Origin of the sequence: Lederbergia citri, from assembly GCF_018343625.1 — a bacterium.
In the GTDB taxonomy this organism is placed as follows: domain Bacteria; phylum Bacillota; class Bacilli; order Bacillales; family Bacillaceae_C; genus Lederbergia; species Lederbergia citri.
In genome coordinates, this window is the sequence record NZ_JAGYPG010000003.1 from 297,349 (window position 1) to 313,513 (window position 16,165).

General features: G+C 37.3%; 14 protein-coding genes. 11 read left to right on the forward strand and 3 right to left on the reverse strand.

The window, feature by feature from the left end; genetic code table 11:
* The first annotated feature begins 411 nt into the window (after nucleotides 1-411).
* The 11 genes from KHA97_RS17675 to KHA97_RS17725 all read left to right on the forward strand — a co-directional run bounded on the left by KHA97_RS17675 (nucleotide 412) and on the right by KHA97_RS17725 (nucleotide 12,872).
* Nucleotides 412-1,167: a sugar phosphate isomerase/epimerase family protein gene (locus tag KHA97_RS17675; protein ID WP_213126089.1), complete on the forward strand. Its 756-nt coding sequence runs from the start codon at nucleotides 412-414 to the stop codon at nucleotides 1,165-1,167.
* A 14-nt stretch (nucleotides 1,168-1,181) separates the two neighbouring features.
* A complete protein-coding gene (locus KHA97_RS17680; RefSeq protein WP_213126090.1) occupies nucleotides 1,182-2,345 on the forward strand; it encodes a Gfo/Idh/MocA family protein in 1,164 nt (387 codons plus the stop codon).
* An 84-nt stretch (nucleotides 2,346-2,429) separates the two neighbouring features.
* Nucleotides 2,430-3,779, forward strand: coding sequence for an MATE family efflux transporter (locus tag KHA97_RS17685; RefSeq protein ID WP_213126091.1), 1,350 nt, complete (start codon nucleotides 2,430-2,432; stop codon nucleotides 3,777-3,779).
* A 26-nt stretch (nucleotides 3,780-3,805) separates the two neighbouring features.
* Nucleotides 3,806-4,405, forward strand: coding sequence for a VanZ family protein (locus KHA97_RS17690; RefSeq protein WP_213126092.1), 600 nt, complete (start codon nucleotides 3,806-3,808; stop codon nucleotides 4,403-4,405).
* Nucleotides 4,406-4,500: 95 nt separating this feature from the next.
* Nucleotides 4,501-5,730 carry a S1C family serine protease gene (locus KHA97_RS17695; RefSeq protein WP_213126093.1) on the forward strand — a complete coding sequence of 410 codons (1,230 nt, stop codon included), beginning with the start codon at nucleotides 4,501-4,503 and terminating at the stop codon, nucleotides 5,728-5,730.
* Nucleotides 5,731-5,821: 91 nt separating this feature from the next.
* Nucleotides 5,822-6,523, forward strand: a complete 702-nt coding sequence (locus KHA97_RS17700; RefSeq protein ID WP_213126094.1) for a response regulator transcription factor — start codon at nucleotides 5,822-5,824, stop codon at nucleotides 6,521-6,523.
* Nucleotides 6,520-7,923, forward strand: coding sequence for a sensor histidine kinase (locus KHA97_RS17705; RefSeq protein WP_213126095.1), 1,404 nt, complete (start codon nucleotides 6,520-6,522; stop codon nucleotides 7,921-7,923). Before KHA97_RS17700 ends, KHA97_RS17705 begins: the two co-directional genes overlap by 4 nt.
* Before the next feature lie 117 nt (nucleotides 7,924-8,040).
* The gene (locus KHA97_RS17710) at nucleotides 8,041-8,928 is read left to right on the forward strand and encodes a peptidylprolyl isomerase (RefSeq protein WP_213126096.1); all 888 of its coding nucleotides are present in this window, start codon (nucleotides 8,041-8,043) and stop codon (nucleotides 8,926-8,928) included.
* A 232-nt stretch (nucleotides 8,929-9,160) separates the two neighbouring features.
* A complete protein-coding gene (locus tag KHA97_RS17715) occupies nucleotides 9,161-9,913 on the forward strand; it encodes a hypothetical protein (RefSeq protein ID WP_213126097.1) in 753 nt (250 codons plus the stop codon).
* A 141-nt stretch (nucleotides 9,914-10,054) separates the two neighbouring features.
* Entirely contained in the window at nucleotides 10,055-11,671 is a 1,617-nt protein-coding gene (locus tag KHA97_RS17720; RefSeq protein WP_213126098.1) for a spore germination protein, read from the forward strand.
* Nucleotides 11,661-12,872, forward strand: coding sequence for a Ger(x)C family spore germination protein (locus KHA97_RS17725; RefSeq protein ID WP_213126099.1), 1,212 nt, complete (start codon nucleotides 11,661-11,663; stop codon nucleotides 12,870-12,872). Before KHA97_RS17720 ends, KHA97_RS17725 begins: the two co-directional genes overlap by 11 nt.
* Nucleotides 12,873-12,982: 110 nt before the next feature.
* Here the strand turns inward: KHA97_RS17725 and KHA97_RS17730 are convergent, their stop codons facing one another.
* The 3 genes from KHA97_RS17730 to KHA97_RS17740 form a co-directional block, all read right to left on the reverse strand.
* Entirely contained in the window at nucleotides 12,983-14,005 is a 1,023-nt protein-coding gene (locus KHA97_RS17730) for a GerAB/ArcD/ProY family transporter (protein ID WP_233713615.1), read from the reverse strand.
* Nucleotides 13,984-14,778 carry a DUF3231 family protein gene (locus KHA97_RS17735; protein WP_213126100.1) on the reverse strand — a complete coding sequence of 265 codons (795 nt, stop codon included), beginning with the start codon at nucleotides 14,776-14,778 and terminating at the stop codon, nucleotides 13,984-13,986. The genes KHA97_RS17730 and KHA97_RS17735 overlap by 22 nt, the downstream gene beginning before the upstream one ends.
* A 301-nt stretch (nucleotides 14,779-15,079) precedes the next feature.
* Nucleotides 15,080-15,937: an MBL fold metallo-hydrolase gene (locus KHA97_RS17740; protein ID WP_213126101.1), complete on the reverse strand. Its 858-nt coding sequence runs from the start codon at nucleotides 15,935-15,937 to the stop codon at nucleotides 15,080-15,082.
* Nucleotides 15,938-16,165: the final 228 nt, after the last annotated feature.

Consider the following 16,165-nt stretch of genomic DNA (forward strand, 5'->3'; position numbering starts at 1 on the left):
CTTTCTTTGAAACGTCCTCTTTTGTTCGAAATGCGTAAGCGCCTTGGTCATCGACGTACAAACTTCAGGGCCTCTGACTGAGATAAAGGAAACACGGCGAGGTTGGAAAAGCGAAAGGCACCTGGTCAGCCCCAACAAGCAAATGTTCTGAGGCAAAAAAAAGTCCGATCTTTGACTTTTATTGACTCAGGTTATTTGACCTCGAGGGGCTGGTGCCTGAAGCTAGACAGGACGAGCCGATGTTGACTTATCGTAGGGAAGAGGACAAGAAGTTTGCTAGTCGATAGGCGCTGGAGCTAGACAAAGATAAGCGTAAGCGCCTTCTCATCGGCGTACAGGCCCACAGTACAGGATATTTGTTAGTCACAGATATAAAAATATTTTTACATAAGCGAAGGGAGAGTTTTATAAATGGAACAAAAATTTGCAGCGCAACTATACACTGTGCGTGATGAACTTGCAAAAGGAATTAAACCAGTGCTAAAAGAATTGAAGCAAATGGGATGGGCGGGAGTCCAAGTTTCTGGTCTTCCTGAAGGGTATGACCCTCAAGAAATTTCTGCTATTTTAAAAGAAACTGGATTAGGAACAGCAGGAATGCATATTTCACTAGATCGGCTGGAAAACGATCTAGACAATGTCATAAAAGAAGCGGATCTATATGGTACGAAGGATATTGTTTGCCCATATCTCCCACAAGAGTACTGGAATCAAGAAGGTTATACGAAAGTTAAAGAAAGCTTGAATGCCATTGCGAGAAAAGTTCCAGAATATCGCATTAGTTATCATAATCATGCTTTTGAATTTGAAACAGAAATTAATGGGGTTTCTGCTCTCGAGTATATTTTAGAACCTTCAAAAGATAATTTAATCTTAGCCGAGGTTGATGTGTATTGGGTGAAAAAAGGAGGACGCGACCCGCTTTCCTTTATCCAGCCATACGCTAATAGAATGCCGATCATCCATTTGAAAGATATGGCGAATGATGATGAGGAATTTTTTGCAGAAGTTGGTACGGGAAAAATAGATTTCGTTCCGATTTTACAATGGGGTGAAAAATCTGGTGTCGAATGGTATGCGGTGGAACAAGATGTTTGCCCGGGGAACCCAATGGATAGCTTAAGAATCAGTTTGGAAAATTTAATGAAATTTAAAGAAAGAGTTTAAGTGGAGGTGTGCTCATGGAACAAGTAAGAATCGGCATTATCGGAATGGGAAATATGGGATCATCTCATGCAAAAAATATCTTTGATGGACATATAAAAGGTGCGATATTAACGGCAATTTGTGATGAGAGACAAGATCGTATCCAATGGGCTGAGAACATGTTTGGAAATAAGGTTCAGTGTTTTAATTCATACGATGATTTTTTTGCCAATGCTGATATAGATGGAGTGATCATAGCAACTCCACATTATGATCATCCTCCACTTGCCATTAAGGCTTTTAAGCGTGGACTGCATGTTTTGTCCGAAAAACCAGCTGGGGTCTACACTAAAAATGTAAGAGAAATGAATGAGGCTGCGGTTGAAAGTGGGAAAGTATTCGGTATGATGTTCAATCAACGGACGAACCCGCTTTATCAAAAAGTAAGAGAACTCATTTCTTCAGGAGAGCTCGGTGAGATTAAACGGACGAATTGGATTATTACAGATTGGTACCGCTCACAAAGCTATTATGACTCAGGCGGCTGGCGTGCTACTTGGTCAGGAGAAGGTGGCGGAGTCATGCTTAATCAATCTCCGCATCAGCTTGATTTGTGGCAGTGGACAACGGGCTTAATGCCTAAGCGTGTTCGCGCATTCAGCGGTTTTGGGAAATATCACGATATCGAAGTAGAAGACGATGTTACGGCTTATGTAGAATATGAAAATGGTGCTACTGGGGTGTTCATTACTTCAACTGGAGAAGCTCCAGGCACGAATCGATTTGAAATTGTAGGCGACTGTGGAAAGCTCGTCGTAGAAGATCATAAACTAACCTTTTCACGCCTAAGACAATCTGAGCGTGAATTCAATCGCACATATAAAGGTGGATTCGGTGAACCGGAATGTTGGAAAATTGACATTCCAATTCATGGGAAGACTACTGAGCACATAGGCATTATGAATAACTGGGTCGATGCCATTTTACATGGTGCTGAACTCCTTGCCCCTGGTGAGGAAGGCATTAAGAGTCTAGCAATCTCAAATGCTGTTTATTTATCAAGCTGGACGGACGATTGGGTAGAAATGCCAATAGATGAAGACCTTTATTACGAAAAACTTCAAGAAAAAATTGAGCAGTCCACTTTTAAAAAAGAAGATAATAACGACATTACATTAAATGTAAGTGGTACCCATTAATGATATGATAAACATAATCCGGAAGAGATGAAACGTCTCTCCGGATTTTATATATAGTCATTAGTGAAAGGGGAGCTGTATTGATTGAAGCAACAGAATTTTACAACCGGAAGTATATGGAGGCAACTCGTAACGTTTTCAGCCCCAATCATGGTAACAAATCTTCTGCAAATCTCCTATCAATTTATTGATAGTTTATGGGTAGGTAATTTACTAGGTGCTGATGCCCTTGGAGCTGTTGCTGTATCCAGTACTGTTATTTTTACTGTTTTATCTTTTATCATCGGAATCAATAATGCTACTTTAACGATATTGTCTCAACTAAAAGGGAAGGAAGATCCCGAAGGTCTACGAAGCTATGTAAATGCTTTTACCGTCATACTAGGAACGATGGCGATTCTTCTTGGAGTGGTAGGGTTTGTTTTTACGGAAAACATCTTGAAAATACTTGGGACGCCTGACGCCATGATGGCAGATGCATCGAGCTATTTAAAAATTAACTTTTTAGGTATTCTTTTTTTATTTGGCTATAATTTTATCGCTACCGTATTTCGTGCATTGGGCAATAGTAAGACACCATTACGATTTGTAATGATTGCTGTTGTTTTAAATGCGGTTTTAGATCCAATTTTTATATATGTGTTTAATTGGGGGATTCAAGGCGCGGCGTATGCAACAATTTTTGCTCAAGGGACTGCCTTTATATATGGTTTGTTTATTAGCCTACACTACAAACTCATTCCGTTTTCTATCCCTTCCATCCCTAGGAAAGAAGAAGTGTCTCTTATACTAGGACAAGGAATTCCATCAGGCTTGCAAATGATGGTCATTTCTGCAGGTTCAGCCGCCATTATGAGTGTCGTTACGGGATTTGGCAGTGACACAGTAGCTGGATTTGGTGCAGCCCAACGACTCGAGAGTATCATTATGCTTCCTGCTTCTGCACTTGGAACTGCTGTGAATAGTATGGCTGGGCAAAATATTGCCGCGGGGAAATGGGACCGCGTCCATAAGATAACATTATACGCAACGTTTCTGAACCTTGGTGCAATGCTTATCGCTTCTACGTCCATATTTTTTCTAGCTAGTCTTGGAATTAAGCTATTTATTTCAGAAGCTGAAGCTGTAAATTTCGGAACCGAATATATTAAACTAGTGGCCTATTTCTTCCCGTTTTTAGGATTTAATTTCGTTTGGAACGGGGTTGTGAGAGCTTCGGGTGCCGCTGTTCAGGTACTCGTGTTGAATATCATATCTTTTTGGCTTTTGCGCTATCCTTTAACCTTTTTGTTTTCTGACATTTTCGGTCAAAAAGGAATTGCACTTGGAATGGGAGTCAGCTTTTTTATAAGTAGTTTTTTTGCCTTTGGGTATTATCAGTTTGGAAAGTGGCGGAAGAAGGATTTATTTGAAGATAGTGAAAGTGAAAAATAGCAATTCGTGAAACGAGTGAATGAAATATGAGTCTAGTAAAAATGTACATCATCGACATGCTAGGATATATGATTGTGGCATTGCCGTTTTATATTATCGGTAGAATGATTTATTTAAAAACGAAGAAAAAACAAGTAAAGCCGTTTCACGAGCTTACACTTGCTCTATTCGTTTTATATATATTTGGACTGGCTTCGCAAACTCTTATTCCCAGGTGGGATATTGGAATCATGGGTGATACTGGGAAATTCTATTTTGATGTTTATTTATTTAATAATGCTGCTAATGTAAATCTGATACCATTTCATACAATCAGTCAATATTTTTTCACAACGAATGCCAATGTAGATAATTGGGGCGGCGTAACGCTAGTGAATATCGCTGGAAACATGTTTATGTTTTCGCCGATTGGAATTTTCGTCCCCATCCTTTGGGGTAGGTTTCAATCTCTTCCGAAAATCTTACTACTTGGATTAGGTGTGACTTGTTTTATCGAATTCGTTCAATTATTCATTGGGCGCAGCACTGATATTGATGATGTGATTTTAAATTCAATTGGCGTCGTCATTGGGTATGGTGTTTACGCTTTGTTAAAAATTCCTTACTATAAAGTAGCATTTCGTTAAACATTGTTTATTTCTCTTTAAACGATCGTTCATAATTTGTTAATAACTCCTGGCTATGATGAAAACAAGTAATCATTCGTTAGGAGGAAAGAGCGATGACAGAAATGAACAATAATCAAAATGAAGAAGTTACAAAAATTGAGGAAAGAGCAAAACCTTATCGGACATCGAAAAAAACAGGGTTAAAGAGATTTTTTTCAACTGTAGGGGCAGGTGTAATTGGTTCCGTTTTAACTCTGACAGCTGTGACGTATACACCGTTATTAAAAGAGGCCAATACTTCGAATAATAATGATGTTCAAGCATCTTCTGTGCAAACAGGAAATAACAATTCCTATTCAGTAAGCAATGTATCAGCTAGTACGAAATCACTTGCAGATATGGTGGAAAGTTCGTCAAAAGCCATCGTCGGAGTGGTTAATTTTCAAAATAAACGCAGTCAATTTTCTCCGATAGAAGAAAGTGCTGAAGTAGGATCCGGTTCTGGTGTCATTTTTAAAAAGGATGGAAATCAAGCCTATATTGTTACAAATAACCATGTAATTGAAGGTGCTCAGAAAATTGAAGTTTCTTTCTATAATGGTGAAAAAACGGAAGCCGAACTCATTGGCGCGGATGCATTGACTGATCTCGCGGTATTAAAGGTTGATGGGAAATATGCCGATACCATATTAAAGTTCGGAAATTCTGATGCATTACGTGCTGGTGATCAAGTAGTGGCGATTGGTAATCCGCTCGGCCTTGACTTTTCACGAACTGTGACACAAGGGATTGTCAGTGCCGTTAACAGAACAGTAAATGTCACTACATCTGCTGGTGAATGGGATTTGAATGCAATTCAGACGGATGCAGCGATTAATCCAGGAAACAGCGGTGGAGCGCTTATTAATTCCGATGGTGAGCTTGTCGGGATTAATAGCTTGAAAATTTCCGAGAGTGGAGTGGAAGGACTCGGTTTTGCCATTCCAATCAATGACGCTATTCCTATTATTGATGAAATCATTAAAAACGGAAAAATTGAACGTCCATACATGGGAGTTAGCTTAGCTGACCTTGATCAAATTCCACCGCAATATTTGCGTGGTTTGCCACTAACTGTTGAAGATGGCGTAATGGTTGCTTCAGTTGAACCGAATTCCGCAGCCGAAAAGGCAGGCCTCGAAGTAAAAGATGTCATTGTTTCTGTTAATAAAGAAAAAGTTAAAAATTCAGGTGAGCTACGTAGATATTTATATACAAAACTAAAAGTCGGAGATAAAATTTCATTAGAAGTGTATAGAGATGGAAAATTAAAAACGATTAATATTACTCTTGCAAGTAAATAACCTAGAAAAAACCTCTTGCTTCGTAAGTGAGAGGTTTTCTTGCTAAAATTTATTATTCGTTTTAAGTTAAAAGAAAGGTGGTGCAGCTCATATGAAAATATTAGTGATTGAAGACAATGAAAGCGTGGCATCGATGATTGAAATGTTTTTTGCCAAAGAAAATATAGCTGGCGTTTTTGTGACAGATGGACTTGAAGGATATCAGAGGGCAATGCAAGAGGAATGGGATTGTTTAATCATTGATTGGATGCTGCCAAATATGGATGGCGTCACAATTTGTCGTAAAATTAGACAGGAAAATAAGTCAGTCCCGATTATTATGCTGACCGCTAAAGACAGCGAATCGGATCAAGTGCTTGGTCTTGAAATGGGAGCAGATGATTATGTAACAAAACCGTTTAGTCCATTGGCACTTATGGCAAGAATTAAGGCAGTAACAAGAAGATATCATCCTATAAAGGATCAGAAAACGGAAACGGATATCATTGAAACTACGCACTTTAAGATTAATAAAAATACGAGGGAAGTATTTCTTGATGGTACTCCTATTACGAATTTGACACCAAAGGAATTTGATCTGCTCCTTCATTTCGTTCAGTATCCACGGCAGGTTTTTTCACGTGAGCAGTTGCTTGAAAAAGTATGGGGATATCAATTTTATGGTGATGATCGCACGGTAGATGTTCATATTAAGCGTTTGCGCAACAAAATTGACAATGAGAATCAATCTTTTTTTCAAACAGTATGGGGTGTGGGTTACAAATTTGAAGAAGGAAGTAAAGCTCAAACATGAAAGTCAAATATTTATACCAGCAGCTAGCAAGTCACGTAAGTGTCATCATCATCGCCTTTTTAATATTAAGCCTGCTCTTTGCTCATCTCACGGAAAACTTTGTTTATCAAAATAAAATAGATGAGCTGTCTTCCTACGGTGAAAATATTTTAAGAGATTTGGAAAGAAATCGAGGAAGTTCTCAGCAAATCCTTTCGGAATATGGACGTGTACTTGCGGGACGCGACATTCAATATAGTCTGTTTGATGAAAGTTCTACCATCATTTACTCAATAGGAAGAACACCGATTGTAGAACTGAAGGATGAGGAGTGGAACAAAATTAAGCAAGGCTACACCGTTGTCGTGAAACAAGATTTTAAACGGTTGGAAGAAGGAGTCACGTTCGTATTGCTTCCGTACATTCATAATAATCAATTTGTCGGAGGCATTTTATTGGCCTCCCCTATAAAAGGGTCAAGGCAGGTTATATCGCAAATTAATCAGTATTTATTATACACCGTAATGATTGCCGCGGTTGTAGCCTTTATGCTGAGCTGGATTTTGTCCGCCTTCCACGTGAAGAGGATTAAGAGACTACGAGAAGCGACTTCACTCGTTGCAGGAGGGGATTATTCAGTTCGTATTCCTTCATCGGATTTTGATGAAATCGGTGAACTCTCTCGAGATTTTAATAAAATGGTCGAAAAATTAAATATATCAATGGAAGAGATTGAGAGCCTTGAGAATCGCAGACGTCAGTTCATGGCTGACGTTTCCCATGAATTAAGGACTCCACTTACAACAATCAGCGGTGTCATTGAAGGGATAAGAAACGATATGATCCCTGAATCAGAAAAAGAAAAGGGGATGCAACTTGCCAGCAATGAGACAAAACGACTGATTCGACTCGTGAATGAAAATCTTGATTATGAAAAAATACGTTCTAATCAAATTAAATTGTATAAACAAGACATTCAATTAAAAGAAATACTAGAAATCATTAAAGAGCAATTAGACGTTTTAGCTGAGGAAAAGCATAATGAAATCATTGTAGAAGCTGACGAAGAAGCCGTTATTTACGCTGATTACGACAGATTAACACAAATTTTAATCAATATTACAAAAAATAGCATCCAGTTTACTGAAAATGGAGTAATTACACTAAGAGGCAGAACCGAAGGTAACGAAACCATTATAGAAATAGAAGATAATGGGATTGGCATCGACCCGGACGAAATTGAAAAAATTTGGAGACGTTTTTATAAAGCTATGCTTTCAAGAACAACCAATCCTTATGGTGAATTTGGTCTTGGATTATCTATCGTAAAACAATTAGTGAATATGCATAATGGTGAAATAGAAGTATCGAGTGAAAAAGGAAAAGGAACAAAATTCATATTGAAATTTCCTTTAAAATAGAAAAAAATGGATGTAGGGGTTTCGCTTTTGTTCATCTTCATTTAAAATCTTGTTAATAGTTTGTTCATATTTTCTAGGTATCTTATTTTTATTGACTCTTTACGAGGGGGAAAAAGAATGGAGAAAAAATCAAGTAAAAAATTCACGATTAGTGTGATTATATTAATTGTAATAGGGTTGGCCGCTATTTTTACAGCTGCCTTTTCGAAAAGAGAAGTTGCTGCGAGTATAGGCGGTGAAAAAATCACTCAAGCTGAATTGAATGAGGTACTTGTTAAACGCTATGGACAAGATACCCTTAATTCATTAATAGAGAAAAAAGTTATTGAACTAGAAGCCAAAAAGGAAAAGGTATCTATTTCCGATAAGGAAAAGAAGAAGGAAATGGATTCTTATATTGAACAATATGGCGGAAAGGATGCATTTGAAGCAGCCCTTAAGCAAAGCGGTATTTCGAAAAAAGATATTGAACAGGATGTCATTCAATTTTTATCCATTAAAAAAATGCTTGAACCAAAAATTAAAATTACCGAAGACGATATGAAAAAATACTTTGAAGAAAATAAAGCTACCTTTGATGAAGAAGAACAAGTACAAGCAAGTCATATTTTAGTTGAGGATGAAAAGAAAGCTGAAGAAGTTGAGAAAAAATTAAAAGAAGGTAAAGACTTTGCCGAATTAGCAAAGGAATATTCAACTGATCCAGGTAGTGCCCAAAATGGGGGAGATTTGGGATACTTCGGCAAAGGAAAAATGGTTAAAGAATTTGAAGATGCTGCTTTCTCTATGAAAATAGGAGAAATAAGTGATCCTGTTAAATCCGAGCATGGTTACCATATCATAAAGGTAACAGGCAAAAAAGCAGCGAAAGACGCAAAATACGAAGATCATAAAGACGAAATCAAAGATTCTTTGTTTAACGAAAAACTTCAAAGTGAATATCAACCATGGCTTGAAGGAATTAAAGCAAAATACGATATTAAAAATAATTTAAAGGTTTCCTAAAAAATAAGGCCTGATACGCTAAAGTCAAAGAACGACTTAACGCGTATCAGGTTTTTTTATCGATTAAAAGTGGAGAGCAAATGCGAGAACGAACTGTACCAAATAAGCCCTTCCGTTCTCGATCCGTTCTCCATCATTTTCTATGCAAATTTTCCATTCTTAAACATTTTTGTTAAGAACATCGGGCATGCTAAAAAGTGTGATGATCGATCAACGAAGGAGGAATGGCAAAATGAATAGAAAAGGGTTGGCGTATATATTGGCTGTTACCCTGTTTGTAGGAATGGTCTCAACAGGAACCGTATATGCTGAGAGTGTTAGTGGAGATCACCAAAAAATTGTGAATTATCATCATAAAGGTGAATTCACTCAAGATCTTGAGTTATTAAAACAAAAAGCGAATGAGATGGGAATCTCAACAGAAGGTAAGGATGCCCAAACGCTTCATAGAGAATTGAAGGAAGCGTACATTAAAAAGCACGCAGAAGCACTTGGAATCAAAACAGAAGGAAAAGATATTGAAACACTAAAAAAAGAAATCCGACATGTATGGACGATGCAGATAGCTAAAGAGTGGGGCATTAGTACAAAAGGCAAAGATGATAAAACGATTATGAAGGAAGTCAAAGAGGCTAAACTCAAAAAAGAAGCGATGGAATTTGGTATTTCTACAAAAGGAAAAGATTTCAAACAAATTAAACGGGAAATATATGAAGCAAAAGTCTTAAAATACGCGAAAGAGTTAGGCATCCCAACTGAAGGAAAAGACATAAACCAATTAGGTAAAGAAGTCCACGATAAGATGATTTACAATGCAGCAGAAAAATTAGGCGTTGAAACGGAAGGAAAAACTCCGAAGGAAATTTTCCATGAAATCATGATTAATCACGGTGAAAAGGCAAGAGAAATGAAGCTCTTTCCTTTTAGGGAAGAAAAAATCTATTTCTTTAGAGAGAATCACGAAGATCAACAACAAGGCGAATAATGTGAAAGGAGCTTTCCAGTGTGGGAGCTCCTTCTTTTTTTATAAAGAAAAAGAGAGGGATTGAATCAATTATTTCGATTGTATACAAACGCATTTATATGGATAAAACGATGAATAAAAGCGAAGAAAGGTCCAAAATCGATGCCTTCATTTTTTAAGAAATCTAAGCAAAAACAACAAGAACAGACTAGGCCAAAAAATCAAATGAAACTGGGCTTGTATTCTTCATTAAAAGATAATATAGAGCTGATTAAAAAAGAGACAGGAAATAGTCCTGATATCACGGTACGAACCTTGAATATTGATGTAGAACCGAAAAAAGAAATTGTAATTGTTTACGTTGGGGGAATTGTCGATGAAGAAAGCATCAATAAATTTATCGTTAGTCCTATTATGGAAAATCAGGATCGGTTTGATGGCCCTCCACAAGATTTATTTAATCTTTTAACCGGTCATGGAGTAACTCTTGGTGATCTAAACTTAGTGAGTAATTGGGATGACTTTTTCCAATCATTAATGGATGGCAGAACCCTTCTCCTCATTGACGGCGAGAGTAAAGCGTTGGTCGCAAATACAAAAGGTGGGGAACAAAGGTCTATTGAGCAGCCAGAAAGCGAAGTGTCTGTACGCGGACCTAAAGATGGTTTTACCGAGTCTATCCAAACGAATTTGGCCCTAGTTAGACGCCGAATTAGAAATCCTGATTTATGGGTTGAATCGATGAAAATCGGAAAAAGAACAAAAACAGATGTTTCGATTATGTATTTGAACGATGTCGTAAATCCGGCAATTGTTGAAGAAGTCCGACATAGATTAAATGAAATTCAGATCGATAGTATATTGGAATCGGGTTATATTGAACAATTGATTGAAGACCAGACTTGGACCATTTTCCCGACAATATACCATACGGAAAGACCAGACGTCATCGCAGGGAATATTCTGGAGGGCAGGGTTGCCATCTTTATAGATGGTACACCTTTTGTTCTTCTTGCTCCTGCTGTTTTCATTCAATTTTTTCAATCGGTAGAAGACTATTATGCCCGCTTCGACATAGCAAGTGCTTTGCGATTTTTAAGGATTTTGACTTTTTTCCTCTCCATTATGGCACCATCGGCATATATTGCGGCAACTACCTTTCATCAAGAAATGATCCCTACACAGTTAGTCCTTATTATTGCCGCACAACGTGAAACTGTGCCATTTCCAGCTTTTGTTGAGGCAGTGTTAATGGAAATCACATTCGAAATTTTACGGGAAGCCGGTGTCCGGATGCCTAGGGCAGTGGGTTCTGCGATATCTATTGTAGGCGCACTAGTTATTGGCCAAGCTGCTGTTCAGGCGGGAATTGTCTCCCCAGCAATGGTCATCATAGTATCCATTACGGCCATTGCCAATTTTGCAACACCATCTTTTGCAATGGCGATATCAGCTCGATTGATCCGCTTTCTATTTATGGGAACAGCAGCGATATTTGGATTTTATGGAGTCATTCTCGGTATCATTATGCTAACCGTACATTTATGCAGTTTACGTTCTTTTGGAGTTCCTTACATGTCCCCTCTCGCTCCCTTATCTCTCGGTAATTTAGGGGACACTCTCATTCGGACACCATTATGGGCAACAAGGGAAAAGGCGAATTTAATCATGAATGAAAGAGAAAATCTTCATGGGGCTCATATGCCAAGACCCAAGCCTCCTATTAATCGAGAAATGATTACAAGAAATAATAAAAAAGGTGACAAAAATGAAAGCTAAAGTGTTAATTTTCTTAATCCTTACTATTATACTATCGGGATGTGGAAGTCAGAGAGAATTAACCGATATTGCATTCGTAACAGCTCTCGGCATAGACAAAGATGAAGATGGAAAGATTATTGGAACCTTTCAAATTGTGAATCCGAGTAATGTTGCGGGTGGTTTACAAGGTGGTTCGGCGGGAGAAGGGGCTGCTGTTACGGTTTACACAGCAAAAGGAGATAGCATCGTCGCTGTAAGTAGGCACGCATCTACCAAAGTTTCGAGATTATTATATTATGCCCATACTAATCTGGTTGTTGTAAGCGATAAGTTTGCAAAAGAAGAAGGTCTCAATGAAGTTTTAGATGCTTTGGACCGAGATGTTCAATTTCGTACCACAACCAAATTAGTCATTGCTCATGGAGCTAAAGCTAAGGATGTATTATCAATTACAACCCCTATCGATAAAATTCCCTCGACAAAAGTGATTGAAACTCTTAAATTCTCGGAAAGAAGATGGGGTGGGAATAAGTCAGTCAGCGTCCACCAAATGATCGACATTTTAACGGCTCCGGGAAGAGAACCGATTATCCCAAGCTTTAAAATAAACGGAAATGTAGAAGAAGGAATGCAATTAGAAAATTTGCATAGCACGATACCTAAGGCAGGACTTCAAGCTGATGGAATGGCTATTTTTAAAGAGGGAAAAATGATTGATGTAGTTAATGAAAATGATGCAATAGGGATCATATGGTTACTGGATAAAATACAGGAAACGAATGTACCTATTTATTGGGATGGTGACAAAGGAATCATTTCTTATCAAGTTTTGCGTGATACTGTGAAAATCTCAGTGGACGTAGAGGATGGAAAACCAAACTTTTCGGTACATATTCGTGTGAAGGGAGATTTGGGAGAAGTAAATGCACCTATAAATATAAAAGATAGACAAGTACAAGAAAAAATTGAAAAGAAAGTTGAGAAGCAAATTAAAGAAAAAATACAATTAGCGATTCGATTAGCCCAGGAGAATAAATCAGATATATTGGGGTTTGGAGAAAAGATATATCGATCACATCCGAAAACATGGAAGACATTACGTAATGATTGGAACGACAAACAATTTCCAGAACTAAAAGTAAAGGTAACGGTCGATGCTTCCATTATTCGTCCCGGTTTAAGGAATAGTCCTTTTATATATCAATTGGATAATGATTAATACAAGAAACTCGCTGGGCGCTTAGAGCTAGACAGGACAATTTTTCTTCCTTAAGTCTTCCTAAGTAAAAATGCATTCTTTCTTTACTTTTGAAAATGCCAAGTACCTACCTACTTGGCATTCTTATTTTTAAAAAAAGCAATCATTAATATAAAAAGCGGAAAAATAACTTGGAATGGGAGTTGTAAATAAAGAGGAACAATGTCTAATCCTTCTTCCATATGCTCTGTAACCTTACTCGCAATGGCTATAGAGAAAAACCATACCACAAAGCCAAACGGAAAAGCTAATTGTGAAGGTTTTTCAATTTTAAATAAATCTGCCGTTCCGATAAGGGCTGCGTAAACGTAAATACTAATTTTAAAAAAGCCTAAAATAACTAGGGCGAGCATAAAAAATATATCAAGCCGTTCCAGAAAACCCAAATTAATAGTCTGTATCGTTGAAAGAAGAGGGAATAGCGAACGCGAAACTCCATCCACACCGAGGACAGTGATATTTACAGCCATGACAATGGCTAAATTAATCCCGGCTAATCCTAAGGCAAGGATGCCCGTAATTCTAGCCTTTTTGGAATTATTTAAATAAGGAAGAACCATTGAAAATGCAAATATCTCTCCAAATGGAAAAAAGATGACCTGTGTAAATGACACTTTTAAAATAGGAAAAAATCCGTATTCTAAAAAAGGTCTCAATTTATCTAATTCAATCAAATTGGAAGACATAACTAAAATAAATCCACTAATGGCAAGAAAGTAAATAAGAACAGAAAATATTTCTCCGCTTCTCGCCAACACTTCAATTCCTTTACGTAAACTATAAGCCACAACAAGGATCAGTAATAGGTTATTAACAGAGAGTGGGGTTTCGCGATAACCGACTACTGCCAACATTTCACCGAAATCTCTCAACACCCTTGAAGCCAAATACAAAAAAAATATGATATAAATAAAAGCTACAATCCGTCCAAAAAATGTACCAATAATTTTTTGGACGTAAGTGGTTGGTAATATATTAGGATAATATAAATAAAGACGATGATAGATTAAAAAAATGAAAACTCCGCCAATCGTGGCTAATAAAATTGAAATCCAAGCATCTTGTTTCGCATCTATTGCAAGGGGAACGAGCAAAGCGCTTCTTGTGATTGAGTTACAGTTTGACTCCATGAAACGGGCGTAGCAATATTGCTTTCTGAAAGAAACTTCCAAAAAACAGCTTCGTGGTGTTTGGCAATTTCGGCACCTCTTACCATAAATTTACGAACTGCTTTTGACTCGGAAATTTGGGAAAAGCCTGTCAACAATGCTGCTCCAATTGAGTTTCGAAATAAATTTAAATATAAAAATGAGATTTCAGTACTTGTCAAAGGTCGTTGCTCTCCCATCCATCCTGCTAAAAAGTGTTTCTTTTCAACGAATTCGGTAATGCTTGGATAAGCGATATAAGGGGAACGAATGAATAAACCTTTTTCAAGCAAGGTTTCCGCTGAGCGATTAAATAATTCAGCAGAATTATGTAAACAAGATGTATAATGTTCACGTATATCACGTCGTGCTGATACTGAAACTGTTGAGCTATATGCCCCCATTGAAACTATCCCTAAATTTGCCACATATTGAAGTATCATTTCATCACTAAAAATTCGTGGAGCGTTTACATTTACATCATGTTCTGAAAAGCCTACCGGTATGGGGAGCTCCTCCATTTTATATAGATTCCTTCGAAAATTAACATTGCTTTTTGCATTCTCTAGAGCAAATTTTACGCATTCTTTTATGTCAGGGTCGTCTACATGCTCCAAAAAGTAAGAGGTAACACAAACGACTAATGTATCTTCTAAGTAAGACATAAATAAATTAGATAATTCACTTGCGGTCAATTTTATATGATCGTGACTGGTCATGAAATGCCTCCATTTCTTATCGTTTCTAATAGTATTTCCATTAATGGAAAACTTATTATTATGTTTCCTTTAGTGGAGGTCTCTTATGAAAGAAAAAAATCCTTTAACATTTGCGTAAATTGTATCGCTTGGGGCAACATTTTAGGAAAATATTAAAACATAATGGGTTTACGGAACATATAGAGAAATTGAAGAAGAATTAATGATTATTGAGGCGGTTTTCAAGACAACAAAATCCTGCTGTGCACATTTTCTATTGATTCTTTAGGAGGGGAATCCCCTCCAATTTTAGATAATAGCTTTAATGTTTTCGTTTATCCACATACTTCCCATAATCCGGAATGGCGATTTGTTCAAAGTTTTGTACCAATTTTTGCAAACTATCAGTCAGCGTTTCACCCGAAATTGGCACACCATGTCCTGTAATGGCCACACTTGGTTTTAAGGCTTCTAATTTTTTTACAGATTCCCACGCTGCTTGCCAATCAGTTGTTAAGTATCTTGGAGGTCCATTTATTTCTAGTTCCTGTGTGAATACTTTATAAAGAAAATCTTGTTTAACTGTAACGAATGCATCTCCAGCAATCAATGCCCGGTCTTTTTCCCTAAAAAAGGAAACATGCCCTGGTGCGTGTCCGGGTGTATGGATCCAACGTAAATCCGGCATATGAGGAACACTACCGTCAGAAGGAAGAGTTTCTACATGATTACCTAAGTTTATAGGTTCATTAGGAAACATAGGTGACATTTTGGCAACCATTCCCCCTTCAACGGACGCATCAGGGTTCGGATAACTCTCTTTCCCAGTTAAATATGGAATTTCAAGTTCATGAGCATATACGGGAACTTGCCATTCCTTAACTAATTCAATCACTGCGCCTACATGATCAAAATGACCGTGAGTTAAAATAATGGCTTTCGGTCGACTATTCCTACCAAATCGATCTTCAATAACATCCATAATTTCGTTAGCAGAGTGAGGCATACCTGCGTCAACTAGGACAAAATCATTATTCTTCGGGTTGCCAACTAAAACAATGTTAACAATTTGAATAGTATAGCAATATAAATCTGGCAACACCTCTATTCCTAGTCCATTTCCAATCGATGTAGCTGGAATAAATTTGTAATCATTTCCATAGGAAATATCTTTATCCATTTTAACACCTCTTTTTTAACGCAATTTTTTACAACCAAGTTTATTCTTTCCAAGTAGATAACATCTATGAAAGATTTGCTTAAAGAAATGAAAACCCAAACCTTAATTCATGCTGACTTAATAGCACCTTTTTTATCATAAAACATGGATAGTTCGATATCTCTATAATCACTCAACATGGCAAAAAATAGCGAAAACATAGGTGATACAATAGAATTTATATACCAC